This window comes from Bradyrhizobium sp. WSM1417, assembly GCF_000515415.1.
GTDB lineage: Bacteria > Pseudomonadota > Alphaproteobacteria > Rhizobiales > Xanthobacteraceae > Bradyrhizobium.
The window spans coordinates 643,604-658,171 of sequence record NZ_KI911783.1 but is presented as its reverse complement, the minus strand read 5'-3'; the positions used below and the strand labels follow the sequence as shown (position 1 = coordinate 658,171).

The following is a 14,568-nucleotide window of genomic DNA, read 5'->3' as shown; positions in this document are numbered from 1 at the left end:
TCCGCTCACGCCGCTGGCTGAACCTGCTTGTCGCCGGCCATCACGTGGGTCAGCGCGCTCTTGATCGCGGCCTGGCGTGTCGGCGCGCTGATCTGTGCGCCCAGGAGGTCGGTGACGTAGAACACGTCGCGGGCGCGCTCGCCGAAGGTCGCGACATGGGCAGACGCAATATTGAGGTTAAGCTTCGAGATCGCGGTGGTCAGCTCGTAGAGCAGGCCGGGCCGGTCGAGGCCGGACATTTCGATCACGGTGTAGCGGTCGGACCACTGGTTGTTGATGGTCACTTCCGGCTCGATCACGAACGGCCGCGCCTTGCCGCGCACCGTGCGCCGCGCCACCACTTCGGGCAGACGCAGCTTGCCTTCCAGCACGTCCTCGATCATCTCGCCGATGCGCGTCGCCCGCCGTCCCTCGTCCTCGTCACGGTCGTATTCCCTGGAGATCGAGATCGTGTCGAGCGCGCGCCCGTCGGTCGTGGTGTAGATCTGGGCGTCGACGATGTTGGCGCCGGCCGAGGCGCAGGCGCCCGCGATGATCGACAGCAGCCAAGGATGGTCGGCGGCGAAGATGGTCAGCTCGGTGACGCCACGCACCTCGTCGAAGCCGACATTGATCGCGAGCTTGTGGCCGGCCTGCTCGCTGGCACGGACAAAGCGCGCGTGGCGGATCTTGCGCGGCAGTTCGACCTTGAGCCAATAGGCCGGATAGTGCCGGCCGATGTAGGCGTCGAGCTCTTCCGCCGGCCATTCCGCGAAGGCGTTACGGAATTCGGCGTATGCGGCCGTGAGGCGCTTGCCGCGGTCAACCTCCGAGAACCCGCCCGTCAGCACCGGTTCCGTCTCGTAGTACAGCGAGCGCAAGAGCTGCGCCTTCCAGCCGTTCCACACGCCCGGGCCGACGCCGCGGATGTCGGCGGTAGTCAGGATCGTCAAGAGCTTCATCTGCTCGACCGACTGCACCACGGCGGCGAAGTTCTCGATGGTCTTGCGGTCGGAGAGGTCGCGCGACTGTGCGACCGTGGACATCGTCAGATGCTCCTCGATCAGCCAGGCCACGAGTTCGGTGTCGGCCGGACTGAAGCCGAGCCGTGGGCAAAGCCGTCGCGCCACCTTGGCGCCGGCGATCGAGTGGTCTTCGGGCCGGCCCTTGGCGACGTCGTGCAGCAGGGTCGCGATGTAGATCACGGAGCGATGCTCCGGCCGGATCTTGCGCATCAGGTCGCTCGCCACCGCGAATTCCTCGATGCCGCCGCGCTCGATGTCCTGGAGGAAGCCGACGCAACGGATCAAATGCTCGTCGACGGTGTAGTGATGATACATGTTGAACTGCATCATCGAGACGATCTTGCCGAAGGCGCGGATGAAATGGCCGAGCACGCCGGTCTCGTTCATTCGCCGCAGCACGATTTCCGCGTTGTCGGACGTCAGGATCTCCATGAACAGCCGGTTGGCCTCCGGATTCTCGCGCATCTGCGCGTTGATCAGGCCAAGCGAACGCGTCACGTCGCGCATCGCGTCCGGGTGGAAGGCGAGATTGTTCTTCTGCGCCAGGCGGAAGATGCGGATCAGATTGACCGGATCGTGCTTGAACACGTCGGGCGCGGCGACGTTGATGCGGTTGTTGTCGACGATGAAGTCGTCGCTGTCGGGCACCCGCCGCTTCACCGCGGTGGGGCGCAGCCGCGCCATCATCCGGCTCAGCACCGGTGCGGGCTTGGCCTGCTGGTCCTCGAGCTTGGCGCAAAGAATGGCGGTGAGGTTACCGACTTCCTTGGCGACCAGGAAGTAGTGCTTCATGAACCGCTCGACGTCCTGCATGCCGGGATGCGAGGTGTAGCCGAGCCGGACCGCGATCTCGCGCTGCAGGTCGAAGGAGAGGCGCTCTTCGGCGCGGCCGGAGTAAAAGTGAAGATTGCAACGCACCGACCAGAGGAAGTCGGCGCAGCGGCGGAAGGTGCGGTATTCCTGCGCGTCGAACACGCCGCGGTCGACCAGCTCGTCGGTGTCGCTCACGCGGTAGACGTATTTCGCGATCCAGAACAGCGTGTGCAGGTCGCGCAGAGCGCCCTTGCCGTCCTTGACGTTAGGTTCGACCAGATATCGCGATTGACCGCCGCGGCGATGCCGCTCCTCACGCTCGGCGAGTTTCGCGGTGACGAACTCGGACGCGGTGCCTTGCACGACCTCTTTGTCGAAGCGGGCAACCAGCTCGTCATAGAGCGGCCGGTCGCCGGTGAGGAAGCGCGTCTCCAGGATCGCGGTGCGGATGGTCATGTCGCCGCGCGCCTGCCGGATCGACTCGTCGACCGAGCGCGTGGCGTGACCGACCTTCAGCCCCATGTCCCAGAGACAATAGAGAATGGCCTCGGCGACCTGCTCGCCCCAGGCGGTCTGCTTGTAGGGCAGGATGAAGAGCAGATCGATGTCGGACTCCGGAGCCATCAGGCCGCGGCCATAGCCGCCGGTCGCCACCACTGCCATGCGCTCAGCACCGCTCGGGATCGGCGAGCGGTAGAGATGGCGGGTCGCGGCCGAATACAGGATGCGAATGATCTCGTCCTGCACGTGGCACAGCCGCTCGGCGCAGTGCCGGCCGTGGCGGTCCTTCAGCAGGATCGTCTGTGCCGCGGCGCGCGACGCAATCAGCTCGGCCTTGAGCAATTGCGCCATGGCCGTGCGGAACGCGTCCTCGCGTCCCTGGTGCTTCTCGGCAAGCGCATCGACCGCGGCGGTGATCCGCGCGGTGTCGAAGCGATCGTCCACCTCGGCCTTGTGCTCAGTCGCGACGCTGTCCATGTCTCACCGGATATAAGAGGCGGCAGGCGCTGTCACCCGCCATTCTCTCGCAATAGTCGTTCCATGCTGGAAAGGTGCGGCTTTGAGCAAAGCTGTTCTCAGCCGGCGTGCTTTCGAGGGACGGATTTTCTCGTTGACCTCTAGATATAACTCATTGAAAAACAATGAAGTTTTGAGGAGGCCGGGCATGACTAAAGTTACACGACGCATACTTTTGGCGGGAGCGGTCGCTCTTGCCATGTCCCCCGCGGCGCGAGCGGCGGATCCACTCAAGGAAATCCGGATCGACTGGGCGACCTATAATCCTGTGTCGATGGTCCTGAAGCAGAAGGGGCTCCTGGAAAAGGAGTTCGCCAAGGACGGCATCACGGTCACCTGGGTGCAGTCGGCCGGCTCCAACAAGGCGCTCGAATTCCTCAATGCGGGCTCGATCGACTTCGGCTCGACCGCGGGCTCGGCGGCGCTTGTTGCACGTATCAACGGCAACCCGATCAAGTCGATCTACGTCTATTCGCGTCCCGAATGGACGGCGTTGGTGACATCAAAGGATTCCAAGATCGCTGATGTCGCGGCCCTCAAGGGCAAGCGCGTCGCGGTGACGCGCGGCACCGATCCGCACATCTTCCTGGTGCGCGCGCTGCTTGGCGCAGGTCTCACCGAAAAGGACATCACGCCCGTGCTGCTCCAGCACGCCGACGGCAAGACCGCGCTGATCCGCGGCGACGTCGATGCGTGGGCCGGGCTCGATCCTATGATGGCGCAGGCCGAGGTCGAGGACGGCGCGAAACTGTTCTACCGCAAGGCCGACGCCAACACTTGGGGCATCCTCAATGTGCGCGAGCAGTTTTTGAAAGACTATCCGGACGCCGCCCGCCGCGTGCTTGCCGTTTACGAGGAAGCGCGAAAGTATTCGCTGGCGAATTACGACGAGCTCAAAAAGACGTTCATGGCCGTGACCAAGCTGCCGGAACCTGTCGTCGACAAGCAGCTCAAGGAGCGCACCGAGCTGACCCACAGCCGCATCGGCGCACCCCAGCGCGAATCGATCCTCGCCGCGGGCCTCGCCCTGCAACAGGCCGGCGTGGTCGATGCCAAGGTCGATGTGAAGGCAACGCTGGATGCTCTGATCGACGACCAAGTTCCGCTGCCGACGAATTGAAGGCAGGTGCGCGGCAAACTCGGTCGTCGTCCCGGGGCGCGAAGCGAGCCCGGGATAACGCCGAGAATGCCGCGCGCCCTTGCAATCCCTGACCAGACGCGCTTCCTACCGGCCATGATCTCTGACGCGCCAGTCCTGCAACAGACTACGGAACCGGCCGAAAGCGCCGCCGCGCCTTCGTGGTTGTCGCGTTATGCGCGTCCATTGCTGGGTGTGTTGCTGCCGCTCATCCTCGCGCTCGGTTGGGAGTTCCTGGTCTGGCTCGGCTGGTCCAATGGCCGCCTGGTGCCGCCGCCCTCGCGCGTGTTCGCCACCATCGTTGATCTTGCCCGCTCCGGCGAGCTGGTCCGTCACATCGCCGCGACACTGTGGCGCGTCGGTCTTGGTTTCGCGTTCGGCGTGGTCGCGGGCACGTTGCTCGGCGCCATATCCGGTTATTGGTTGCTGGCGCGGCGGCTGCTCGATCCGACCGTGCAGGCGCTGCGCGCGATCCCTTCGCTGGCCTGGGTGCCGCTGTTCATTCTCTGGCTCGGCATCTTCGAGACCTCGAAGATCGCGCTGATCGCGGTCGGCGTGTTCTTCCCGGTCTATCTCGGCGTGATGGGCGCGATCCTCATTGTCGATCGCAAGATCGTCGAGGTCGGTCGCACCTTCCGTCTCTCTGGACCTGCCATGATCCGGCGGATCCTGCTGCCGGCGGTGCTGCCGGCCTATGTCGTGTCCTTGCGCGTCGGTCTTGGTCTGGGCTGGATGTTCGTGGTGGCGGCCGAGCTGATCGGCGCGTCCGAAGGCCTCGGCTATCTCCTGCTCGATGGCCAGCAGCTCGGCAAGCCCGCGCAGATCCTCGCCGCCATCGTGATCTTCGCGATCCTCGGCAAGCTCACGGATTGGTTGATCGAGATCGCGGCTGCGCCCTTCCTGCGCTGGCAGGACGCCTTCGGGCGTGCGACGGGAGCATAAGGCGATGCTGGCGCTCGACCGGGTCAGCAAGACCTATCCCAACGGCGTGCAGGCGCTGGCGCGCTTCTCCGCCGAGATCAGGCAAGGCGAGATCGTCGCCATCATCGGCGGCTCGGGCTGCGGCAAGTCCACGCTGCTGCGCGCCATCGCCGGCCTCGACCGCGCAAGCTCGGGCACGGTGACGCTCGACAACGAGGCGATCGCCGCGCCGCATGCCAAGATCGGCATCATCTTCCAGGAGCCGCGGCTGCTGCCCTGGCTCAGCGTCGCCGACAATATCGGCTTTGGGCTTGCCGATGGGCCCGCGACTGAGCGGCGTGAAAAGGTGGCGCGTGCGCTCGAGCGTGTTGGGCTCGCCGAGAAAGCGCAGGCCTGGCCGCGCGAGCTCTCGGGCGGGCAGGCACAGCGCGTCGCGATCGCCCGCGCGCTGGTGCCGCAGCCCGAGGTGCTCTTGCTCGACGAGCCGTTCTCGGCGCTCGACGCCTTCACCCGCAGGGACCTCCAGGATCATCTGCTCGATCTCTGGGCCGACACGCGGCCGACGCTCATCCTCGTCACGCATGACGTCGACGAGGCCGTGGTGCTGGCCGACCGCGTGCTGGTGATGCGGCCGCGGCCGGGCCGGCTGTTCGACCAGATCGAGATCAATCTCGGCCGGCCGCGCGACCGCAATTCGCCGCTGTTCGAGAATTTCAAGCGAAGTGTGCTGACGTCACTCGACCGTTCGCTCGACCGCAGCGTGCCCGACCGTGACGCAACCCAGGGTCCCGGTCAGGCCATGTGGTGGTGACAATTTCTCTCCGAGCCGGTACATCGCAATCCGGTACTTCGTAGAGGCAATTTTCCCGGGAGAGACAAAATGGACGCCGCAGCACTGCGCCAGATGCAGGCCCCGATCAAGGAGCGCTACAAGACCGACCCCAAGACCGCGATGATCACGTTGAAGGCCAAGGGCTCGACCGACAGCGAAGGCATCGCCTGCAAGGTCGAGACCGGCCGCGCCATCGCAATGGCCGGCCTGCATCCCGCAACCGGCGGCTCCGGCCTCGAGCTCTGCTCCGGCGACATGCTGCTCGAGGCGCTGGTCGCCTGCGCCGGGGTCACGTTGAAATCGGTCGCGACCGCGATCGAGGTGCCGCTGAAGACCGGCAACGTCTACGCCGAGGGCGATCTCGATTTCCGCGGCACGCTCGGCGTCGACAAGGAGACCCCGGTCGGTTTCGCCGAGATCCGTCTGCGCTTCGAGGTCGACACTGATGCGCCGCAAGACAAGCTCGACCTGCTGCTCAAGCTCACCGAGCGCTATTGCGTGGTCTATCAGACCATCAAGAACGGTCCGAAGGTCTCGGTCTCGATGCAGCGGATGTAAGGCGCGGACCGCACTCCAACAATCGGTGTCGTCCCGGCGAAGGCCGGGACCCATTATCCCGATGCTGATTGTCTTGCGATACTGACAACCGCCATTCGTCTAACACAGGGAAGCCTGTGGTTATGGGTCCCGGCCTTCGCCGGGACGACAAAACAAATGTCCCCCGAGCTCCACTTCATCCTCATCCTCGTTCTGCGCATGATGATCGCGGCGGCGTTCGTCGTGACGGCGTCGATCATCACCGAGCGTTCAGGGCCGGTGATCGGCGCGCTGGTCGCGACCTTGCCGGTCTCCGCCGGTCCGTCCTACGTCTTTCTCGCGCTCGACCACGATGCCGCCTTCATCGCACAGGGAGCTCTGTCGAGCTTGCCGGTCAATGCAGCGACGATCTTCATGTGCGTTACCTATGTGGTGCTGGCACAGCGGCGCAGCCTTCTGGTGAGTTGCGGAAGCGCGGTCGCGGTCTGGATCGTGTTCGCATCGATCATCAAGCAGTTCGACTGGCCGCTCACCGCCGGGCTCGCCGCCAATCTGATCGCGTTCGGCATCTGCATTCCGCTGCTCGCGGGCTATCGCCACGTGAAGATGCCGCTGGTGACGCGGCGCTGGTATGACGTGCCGATGCGGGCTGCACTGGTCGCGACCCTGGTCGCGATCGTCGTCTCGACCTCGGGTTGGGTCGGTCCCCGGATCAGCGGCATCATCGCGCTGTATCCGGTGGTGTTCTCCAGCATCATGGTGATCCTGCATCCGCGCATCGGCGGTCCGCCGACCGCCGCGGTGCTGGCCAATTCGGCTTGGGGCCTGCTCGGATTCGGAATGGCCATCGCCATGTTGCACGTTGCGGTCGTGTGGTTCGGCTCCGCCGCCGGACTCTCTCTTGCGCTTGGCACTTGCGTGACCTGGAATCTGACGCTGTGGTGGAGGGGCCGGCGGAAGCTTAGAGGCAACGAGGCCTGACAGCATCGTCAAGCAGACTTTTTGCAGAAACCGAAGTCACCCGCAGTACTACGGTGGTGGGCTGACGCGCGGCAGCAGTTGCACTTTGCAGTGCGCTCTTCGTTCTTGCTAGGCATCATCGCCCCGCTAAGTCATTGAATGATCATTCATCTGTCGATGCGTCGGCGCGCCGGTGCAGATTGTTTCGAGCGTTCTTCAATCACTCGCGCGTGCCATTTTTCGATAGCTTAGTTAGCGGTTTGTTTCTGCTTGCGTCCTATACTTGGACTTGTTGGCGTCCAGTTTAGCGTTCTCCGCCGTTTTTTTATCGGCCATCGGTCCGTGGCACCGAGCACAACCAGATCAATTTGGAGAGACCATGTTCAAGCGCAAGTCGAATAGTGGTGCTTTGGTTATGATGGCTGCCAAGGCCGTGAGCGCCAACCTGATGGTGGCCGACAACGACCTGAACATCGTCTACATGAATGACGCGGTGACAGACCTGCTGCGCGCGGCTGAGTCCGACCTCAAGAAAGAACTGCCCCACTTCAACGTGGCCACGCTCGTTGGAACCAACATCGATGTGTTTCATAAGAATCCCCAGCATCAGCGCAAGATGCTGGCGAGCCTCAGCGCGGTGCATCGCGCAATGATCCAGGTCGGTGGCCACAAATTCGACCTCGTCGCGACACCGCTGAAGAACGAAGACGGGAGCCGGGCCGGAACTGTCGTGGAATGGTCGGATGCCTCGATCCGCCTCCAGAACCTCGACTTCGGGGGGCAGGTTGCGGCCGCGAACCGCTCACAGGCGGTCATCGAGTTCGCGATGGATGGCACGGTCCTCACCGCCAACGAGAATTTCCTGCGTACGCTCGGCTACACGATGAACGAGATCCAGGGCAAACATCACAGCATGTTCGTTCCGTCTGTCGAACGCGAAAGCCCGGCCTATCGTGAGTTCTGGGCCGCGCTCAACCGCGGCGAATATCAGGCCGCCGAATACAAGCGGATCGGCAAGGGCGCCAAGGAAGTCTGGATCCAAGCCTCATACAATCCCGTTTTCGACGAGAAGGGCAGGCCCACCAAGGTGGTGAAGTTCGCGACCGATGTCACTGAACAGAAGCTCAAGAGTGCCGACCTTGCGGGCCAGATCGCGGCGATCGACAAGGCGCAAGCCGTGATCGAGTTCAACATGGACGGCACGATCATCACCGCTAACTCCAATTTCCTCGGCGCACTCGGCTATTCGCTGGCGGAGATCAAGGGCAAGCACCACAGCATGTTCGTCGAGCCGTCGGAGCGCGATGGCAATGGCTATCGCGAGTTCTGGGCGGCGCTCAACCGCGGTCAGTACCAAGCGGCCGAATACAAGCGCATCGGCAAGGGCGGCAGGGAGGTCTATATCCAGGCCTCCTACAACCCGATCATGGATCTCAACGGCAAGCCGTTCAAGGTCGTGAAATATGCGACCGACGTCACGAAGCAGGTGCTGGTCCGCATGGGCAACGAGCGCGTCCGCGGCATGATGGAATCGGTCGCCGCCGGATCGGAAGAGCTGAACGCCTCGGTGCGGGAGATTTCCGAGGCCATGACCAAATCGCGCGAGACCGCGATGAGCGCGGTGGAGCAGGTCGCGTCCGCTGATGCCCAGGCTCAGCGCCTCACTGAAGCGGCGCTGGCGATGAGCGGGATCGTCGAGCTCATCAACAACATCACCGGGCAGATCAACCTCCTGGCCCTTAACGCCACCATCGAATCCGCCCGCGCCGGCGAAGCCGGTCGGGGCTTTGCGGTGGTGGCCTCGGAGGTCAAGAGCCTCGCCAACCAAGCCAAGCAGGCCACTGACAAGATCGGCGCGGAGATCGGCAGCCTCAACGGCATCTCCGGAGACGTCGTCACCGCCCTGGCTTCGATCAAGACGGCCATCAGCAACGTCAGCGAATATGTGACGTCGACGGCCGCGGCAATCGAAGAGCAAAGCACCGTGACCAACGAGATGTCGACCAGCATGCAGCGCGCTGCAGCGGAAGCAGCGGCGATCTCGGCGAGGGCATAGCGGTCAGAAGCGTAGGTGGATTAGCGCAGCGTAAGCCACCACTTCTCGCGCGATGGCAAAGGTGGTGGGTTACGCCTTCGGCTGACCACCTACGGCACCGTCACTGCTTCGGCAGCTTGGCCTTCAACGCATACAGCGCATCGAGCGCTTCGCGTGGCGACATCTCGTCCGGATGCAGCGCCTTCAGCGCGTCCATCAGCAGTTCGGCCGCGCTCGGTGGGGCGGCTTCTGCGGCGGCGCGCGAGGGCACTGCGAACAGCGGCAGATCGTCGGCGAGCGCGCGCGCGGTCTGACCGCGGTCCTGGGCTTCCAGCTTCGCCAATACCGATTTGGCGCGCGTGATCACGGCCGGCGGCAGGCCCGCGAGCTTGGCGACCTGGATGCCGTAGGAGCGATCGGCCGAACCCGGCAATACCTCGTGCAGGAACACGACGTTGCCCTGCCATTCCTTCACCCGCACGGTCGCGTTGAACATCCGGGGCAGCTTTGCGGAGAGCGCGGTCAGTTCGTGGTAATGCGTCGCGAACAGCGTGCGGCAACGATTGCTCTCGTGCAGGTGCTCGATCGCGGCCCAGGCGATCGAGAGGCCGTCGAAGGTCGCGGTGCCGCGGCCGATTTCATCGAGGATCACGAGCGCGCGCTCGCCGGCCTGGTTCAGGATCGCAGCCGTCTCGACCATCTCGACCATGAAGGTGGAACGGCCGCGGGCGAGATCGTCGGCGGCGCCGACACGCGAAAACAGGCGGTCGATGATGCCGATCCGCGCGCGTGTCGCCGGCACGAAACTGCCGATTTGAGCAAGCAGCGCAATCAGCGCGTTCTGGCGCAGGAAGGTCGATTTACCCGCCATATTTGGGCCGGTGAGCAACCAGAGCTGGCCGGACTTTTGCGCAGGGCCCGGCGAGAGGTCGCAGGCATTGGCGATGAATGGCTCGCCATTGCGCTTCAAGGCCTGCTCGACCACCGGATGACGGCCGGCCTCGATCGCAAAGCCGAGAGACGAGTCCACCTCGGGCCGTACATAGTTCTCGTCGATCGCCAGCTTGGCAAGCGACGTCGCGACGTCGAGCAGCGCAAAGGCATGGGCGGCGGCGCGCAGCTCCTCGCTGATTGCCAACGCCTTGGCGCAGAGCCGCTCGAAAATCTCGAGCTCGAGCCCGAGTGCGCGGTCGCCGGCATTGGCGATCTTGGCTTCGATCTCTCCGAGCTCCGAGGTGGTGAAGCGGACCTGGCCGGCCAGCGTCTGGCGGTGGATGAAGGTCGCGTTCAGCGGCGCCGACATCAGCTTGTCGCCGTGCTGCGCGGTGACTTCGACGAAATAGCCGAGCACGTTGTTGTGCCGGATCTTGAGACCCTTCACACCCGTGTTGTCGGCGTAGCGCGCCTGCATCGAGGCCACCACCAGGCGCGAGGCGTCGCGCAGGTTTCGCGTTTCGTCCAGCGCAGGCTCATAGCCCTGTCGAACGAACCCGCCGTCCCGCTTGATCAGCGGCAGTTGATCGTCGAGCGCCCGGGCGAATTCCGCCGCGAGCTCGCGCGATGGCCTTTGCAGCGCCGCCGTCACCGCGGCGATCTCCTGCGGCGGCTGGTCGAGTTCGTCAAGCCGCGTCAGCACCTGGTCGGCGGCGATGATGCCGTCGCGCAGGCCGGCGAGGTCGCGCGGTCCGCCGCGGCCGACGGATATACGGGCCAGCGCCCGCGACATGTCCGGGGCGCCACGCAGGATGCTGCGGATGTCCTCGCGCGCGGCCGAGTCGGCAACGAAGCTGCCGACGGCATCGAGCCGCCGCGCAATCGCCGTCGCATCGGTCAGCGGCGCGGCAAGCCGCTGCGCCAGCAGGCGCGAGCCGGCCGAGGTCACCGTGCAGTCGATCGCATCGAGCAGCGAACCGCGGCGTTCTCCGGCCAGCGTCCGCGTCAGTTCGAGATTGGCGCGCGTCGCCGGATCGATCGCCATGGTCGCGCCCGAGGCTTCACGCGCTGGCGGCGACAGCGGCGGATGCTTGCCGACCTGGGTGCGGTCAACATAGGTGACGGCAGCGGCGGCAGCAGTGGCTTCCAGCCGCGTGAGCTGCGACAGTCCGTCCATGGTTGCGACGGCAAAATAGTCGCACAGCCGCTTCTCGGCGGTGGCGCCGTCGAAGACGTCGCGGGTCAGCGGCGTCACCGCCGGCAGCTCGCGCAGGGTCTGTCCGAGCTCGCTATCGTTATAGAGCGCGTCAGTGACGATCACCTCGTTCGGATTGATGCGCGCGAGCGTCGCGGCGAGTTCGCCGCCCGAACATTCCGTCACCATGAATTCGGCGGTCGAGATGTCGATCCAGGCGAGGCCAAAGCGGTCACCGCCCGCCGATGAGCGCGCGCGCGCCAGCGCCAGCAGGTAATTGTTGGCGCGCGCGTCGAGCAGCGTGTCTTCGGTCAGCGTGCCCGGTGTGACCAGTCGCACCACGCCCCGGCGCACGACGCTCTTGTTGCCGCGCGCCCTGGCGGCGGCGGGATCCTCGGTCTGCTCGCACACTGCGACCCGGTGGCCGGCGGTGATCAGCCGGTGCAGATAATCCTCGGAGCGCTCGACCGGCACGCCGCACATCGGGATATCGGCGCCCTGATGTTTGCCGCGCTTGGTCAGGACGATGCCGAGTGTCCTGGAGGCGATCTCTGCGTCCTCGAAGAACAGCTCGTAAAAGTCGCCCATCCGGTAGAACAGCAAGAGGCCCTGATGCGCCGCCTTGATTTCAAGGTACTGTTCCATCATCGGCGTGACGCGTGCGGCGGCTTCCGCCTGCGGCGCGGGCGTATCGTCAGGGGGCGGTACAGGGATCGGTTGTTGCATTGTCATGGGCGGCGCAACCTACAAAATTTCACCCCGCGCTCCTATCGCTTTGGCCGCGGAGGAGAGGTTTTCCACGTTGTCCGCACCGCGGCATGCGCAACTCGCGCGCGTCCCCCTCGGAACACGGGCGTATCGGTCAATTGACCTGCCGCGGGCGCCCTCCTAAAACTCCGTCGACATTGAAGAATTCAGGCCGGATCGCGGCATTCAGGGAGAACAACGATGCGTGACGTCTTTATCTGCGATGCCGTGCGGACCCCGATCGGCCGTTTTGGCGGCTCGCTCGCCAAGGTGCGTGCCGACGACTTGGCTGCGGCCCCGATCAAGGCTCTGATGGCCAAGCACCCCAATCTCGATTGGGCACAGGTTGACGAGGTCTTCTTCGGCTGTGCCAACCAGGCCGGCGAGGACAACCGCAACGTGGCACGCATGGCGCTCCTGCTTGCGGGCCTCCCGGATTCGGTTCCGGGCCAGACCCTGAACCGGCTCTGTGCCTCCGGTCTCGATGCGGTCGGTGCCGCCGGCCGCGCCATCCGCTCCGGCGAGATCGAGCTTGCGATTGCCGGCGGCGTCGAATCCATGACGCGCGCGCCTTTCGTGATGGGCAAGGCGCAGGAAGCGTTCTCGCGCTCGGCTGAGATCTTCGACACCACGATCGGCTGGCGCTTCATCAATCCGCTGTTGAAGGCGCAGTATGGCGTCGACGCGATGCCCGAGACCGGCGAGAACGTCGCCGAGGAATTCCAGGTCTCGCGCGCCGATCAGGACGCCTTCGCGATCCGCTCGCAGCAGCGCGCGGGCGCCGCGATTGCGGCCGGCTATTTCGCCGAGGAGATCATCCCGATCACCATTCCCGGCGGCAAGGCTGGCCCCGTCACCGTCGACAAGGACGAGCACCCGCGCCCCGAGACCACGCTCGAAGCTCTGACGAAGCTCAGGCCGATCGTGCGCAATCCCGGCACGGTGACGGCCGGCAACGCCTCCGGGGTCAATGACGGCGCCGCCGCGATGATCCTGGCATCCGAGGCTGCCGTGAAGAAGCACGGCCTGACGCCGCGCGCGCGCATCCTCGGCCTCGCCTCGGCCGGCGTGCCGCCGCGCATCATGGGCATCGGCCCGGTGCCGGCCACCCGCAAGCTGATGGAGCGTCTCGGCAAGAAAATCAGCGATTTCGACCTGATCGAGCTCAACGAAGCCTTTGCCTCGCAGGGGATCGCCTGCATGCGCCAGCTCGGCGTTGCCGACGATGCCGATTTCGTCAATCCGCACGGCGGCGCGATCGCACTCGGTCATCCCCTCGGCATGAGCGGCGCGCGCCTTGCGCTCACCGCCGTGCACGGCATGGAGAAGCGCGGCGGCAAGCTGGCGCTCGCCACCATGTGCGTCGGCGTCGGCCAGGGCGTGGCTGTCGCGATCGAGAAGCTGAACTGACCGGACGGGCAGCGTTCCGTCATCCCGGGGCGGTGCATTTGCACCGAACCCGGGATCTCGAAATTCCGGGTTCAGCCCTGTCGGGCTGCCCCGGAACGACAGGGAGAAAGTAGCCCATGATCATCGCGGGCGAGCAGGACGTCACGGCCGCGGCATTGGCGGTGATGGAGCGGACATCCGATCCCCGCCTGCGCCAGATCATGGTCTCCCTGGTCAAGCATCTGCACGGTTTTGTTCGCGACGTTCGCCTGACCGAGAAGGAATTCCGCGACGCCACGGCTGTGATCGCCGAACTCGGCAAGCTCTCGACCGACACGCATAACGAGGTTGTGCTGATGGCAGGCTCGCTCGGCGTCTCGCCGCTGGTGTGCCTGCTGAACAATGGCGATGAGGGCAACACGGAGACCGACCAGTCGCTGCTCGGACCGTTCTGGCGGTTGAACTCGCCACGGGTGGAGAATGGCGGATCGATCGTCCGCTCCGAGACCCCAGGCGCGCCGCTGTTCGTCAACGGCCGCGTCGTAGGCAAGGACAGCCGTCCCGTTGCGGGCGCCGAGGTCGACGTCTGGCACGCGTCGCCGGTTGGTCTCTATGAAAACCAGGACCCCGAGCAGGCCGACATGAACCTGCGCGGCAAGTTTACGACCGACCAGGACGGAGGCTTCTCCTTCCGCTCCGTGATGATGGTCGGCTATCCCATTCCGACCGACGGAGTGGTCGGCCGCCTTCTGGAGGCGCAGAGCCGGCATCCCTATCGTCCCGCGCACCTGCACGCGCTGGTCTTCAAGCCCGGATTCAAGGTGCTGATCTCGCAGGTCTACGACCCCGCCGATCCGCATATCGACAGCGACGTGCAGTTCGGCGTGACCAAGGCGCTGATCGGCAAGTTCCTGCGCCATGACACGCCACATCCGTCCGAGCGCGACGTCGCGACGCCCTGGTATTCGCTCGACCATGTCTACCGGCTCGAAGCCGGCGAGGCCGTCCTGCCGCGTCCGCCGATCAAATAGGGCGCAAAGCCGCTTC

General features: G+C 65.0%; 10 protein-coding genes. 8 read left to right on the top strand and 2 right to left on the bottom strand.

Translation table 11 applies throughout. From position 1 onward, the window contains the following. Positions 1–5: 5 nt before the first annotated feature. Positions 6–2,795 (bottom strand): [protein-PII] uridylyltransferase, encoded by a 2,790-nt coding sequence (locus BRA1417_RS0103190; protein ID WP_027514581.1) that lies wholly within the window; start codon positions 2,793–2,795, stop codon positions 6–8. A gap of 187 nt (positions 2,796–2,982) precedes the next feature. Here BRA1417_RS0103190 and BRA1417_RS0103185 point away from each other — a divergent pair, with 187 nt between their 5' ends. The 6 genes from BRA1417_RS0103185 (at position 2,983) to BRA1417_RS0103160 (ending at position 9,278) form a co-directional block, all read left to right on the top strand. Next, positions 2,983–3,954, top strand: a complete 972-nt coding sequence (locus BRA1417_RS0103185; RefSeq protein ID WP_027514580.1) for an aliphatic sulfonate ABC transporter substrate-binding protein — start codon at positions 2,983–2,985, stop codon at positions 3,952–3,954. Between the two features lie 114 nt (positions 3,955–4,068). Beyond that, on the top strand, positions 4,069–4,914 hold the full coding sequence (locus BRA1417_RS0103180) for an ABC transporter permease (RefSeq protein ID WP_027514579.1): 846 nt from the start codon (positions 4,069–4,071) through the stop codon (positions 4,912–4,914). Between the two features lie 4 nt (positions 4,915–4,918). Then, entirely contained in the window at positions 4,919–5,704 is a 786-nt protein-coding gene (locus tag BRA1417_RS0103175) for an ABC transporter ATP-binding protein (protein ID WP_018455896.1), read from the top strand. 69 nt (positions 5,705–5,773) lie between these two features. After that, on the top strand, positions 5,774–6,283 hold the full coding sequence (locus BRA1417_RS0103170; protein ID WP_027514578.1) for an OsmC family protein: 510 nt from the start codon (positions 5,774–5,776) through the stop codon (positions 6,281–6,283). 156 nt (positions 6,284–6,439) lie between these two features. Next, on the top strand, positions 6,440–7,243 hold the full coding sequence (locus BRA1417_RS0103165; RefSeq protein WP_027514577.1) for a hypothetical protein: 804 nt from the start codon (positions 6,440–6,442) through the stop codon (positions 7,241–7,243). A gap of 358 nt (positions 7,244–7,601) precedes the next feature. Continuing rightward, complete coding sequence (locus BRA1417_RS0103160; RefSeq protein ID WP_027514576.1) at positions 7,602–9,278, top strand: PAS domain-containing methyl-accepting chemotaxis protein; 1,677 nt, start codon at positions 7,602–7,604, stop codon at positions 9,276–9,278. 100 nt (positions 9,279–9,378) lie between these two features. On the opposite strand, the gene mutS is transcribed toward BRA1417_RS0103160, so the two are convergent. Next, a complete protein-coding gene (mutS, locus tag BRA1417_RS0103155) occupies positions 9,379–12,117 on the bottom strand; it encodes a DNA mismatch repair protein MutS (protein WP_027514575.1) in 2,739 nt (912 codons plus the stop codon). Positions 12,118–12,333: 216 nt separating this feature from the next. On the opposite strand from mutS, the gene pcaF reads away from it, so the two are divergent. Both pcaF and BRA1417_RS0103145 read left to right on the top strand, forming a co-directional pair. Next, positions 12,334–13,542, top strand: coding sequence for a 3-oxoadipyl-CoA thiolase (pcaF, locus tag BRA1417_RS0103150; protein WP_007598148.1), 1,209 nt, complete (start codon positions 12,334–12,336; stop codon positions 13,540–13,542). 116 nt (positions 13,543–13,658) lie between these two features. After that, a complete protein-coding gene (locus BRA1417_RS0103145) occupies positions 13,659–14,552 on the top strand; it encodes a dioxygenase (RefSeq protein ID WP_027514574.1) in 894 nt (297 codons plus the stop codon). Positions 14,553–14,568 lie beyond the last annotated feature (16 nt).

What these genes read in the sequence shown, in the direction of transcription:
- BRA1417_RS0103190 (WP_027514581.1), bottom strand. Translation starts at nt 2,795, where the DNA reads ATGGACAGCGTCGCGACTGAGCACAAGGCCGAGGTGGACGATCGCTTC.
- BRA1417_RS0103145 (WP_027514574.1), top strand. Translation starts at nt 13,659, where the DNA reads ATGATCATCGCGGGCGAGCAGGACGTCACGGCCGCGGCATTGGCGGTG.
- BRA1417_RS0103180 (WP_027514579.1), top strand. Translation starts at nt 4,069, where the DNA reads ATGATCTCTGACGCGCCAGTCCTGCAACAGACTACGGAACCGGCCGAA.
- BRA1417_RS0103170 (WP_027514578.1), top strand. Translation starts at nt 5,774, where the DNA reads ATGGACGCCGCAGCACTGCGCCAGATGCAGGCCCCGATCAAGGAGCGC.
- BRA1417_RS0103165 (WP_027514577.1), top strand. Translation starts at nt 6,440, where the DNA reads ATGTCCCCCGAGCTCCACTTCATCCTCATCCTCGTTCTGCGCATGATG.
- mutS (WP_027514575.1), bottom strand. Translation starts at nt 12,117, where the DNA reads ATGACAATGCAACAACCGATCCCTGTACCGCCCCCTGACGATACGCCC.
- BRA1417_RS0103160 (WP_027514576.1), top strand. Translation starts at nt 7,602, where the DNA reads ATGTTCAAGCGCAAGTCGAATAGTGGTGCTTTGGTTATGATGGCTGCC.
- BRA1417_RS0103185 (WP_027514580.1), top strand. Translation starts at nt 2,983, where the DNA reads ATGACTAAAGTTACACGACGCATACTTTTGGCGGGAGCGGTCGCTCTT.
- pcaF (WP_007598148.1), top strand. Translation starts at nt 12,334, where the DNA reads ATGCGTGACGTCTTTATCTGCGATGCCGTGCGGACCCCGATCGGCCGT.
- BRA1417_RS0103175 (WP_018455896.1), top strand. Translation starts at nt 4,919, where the DNA reads ATGCTGGCGCTCGACCGGGTCAGCAAGACCTATCCCAACGGCGTGCAG.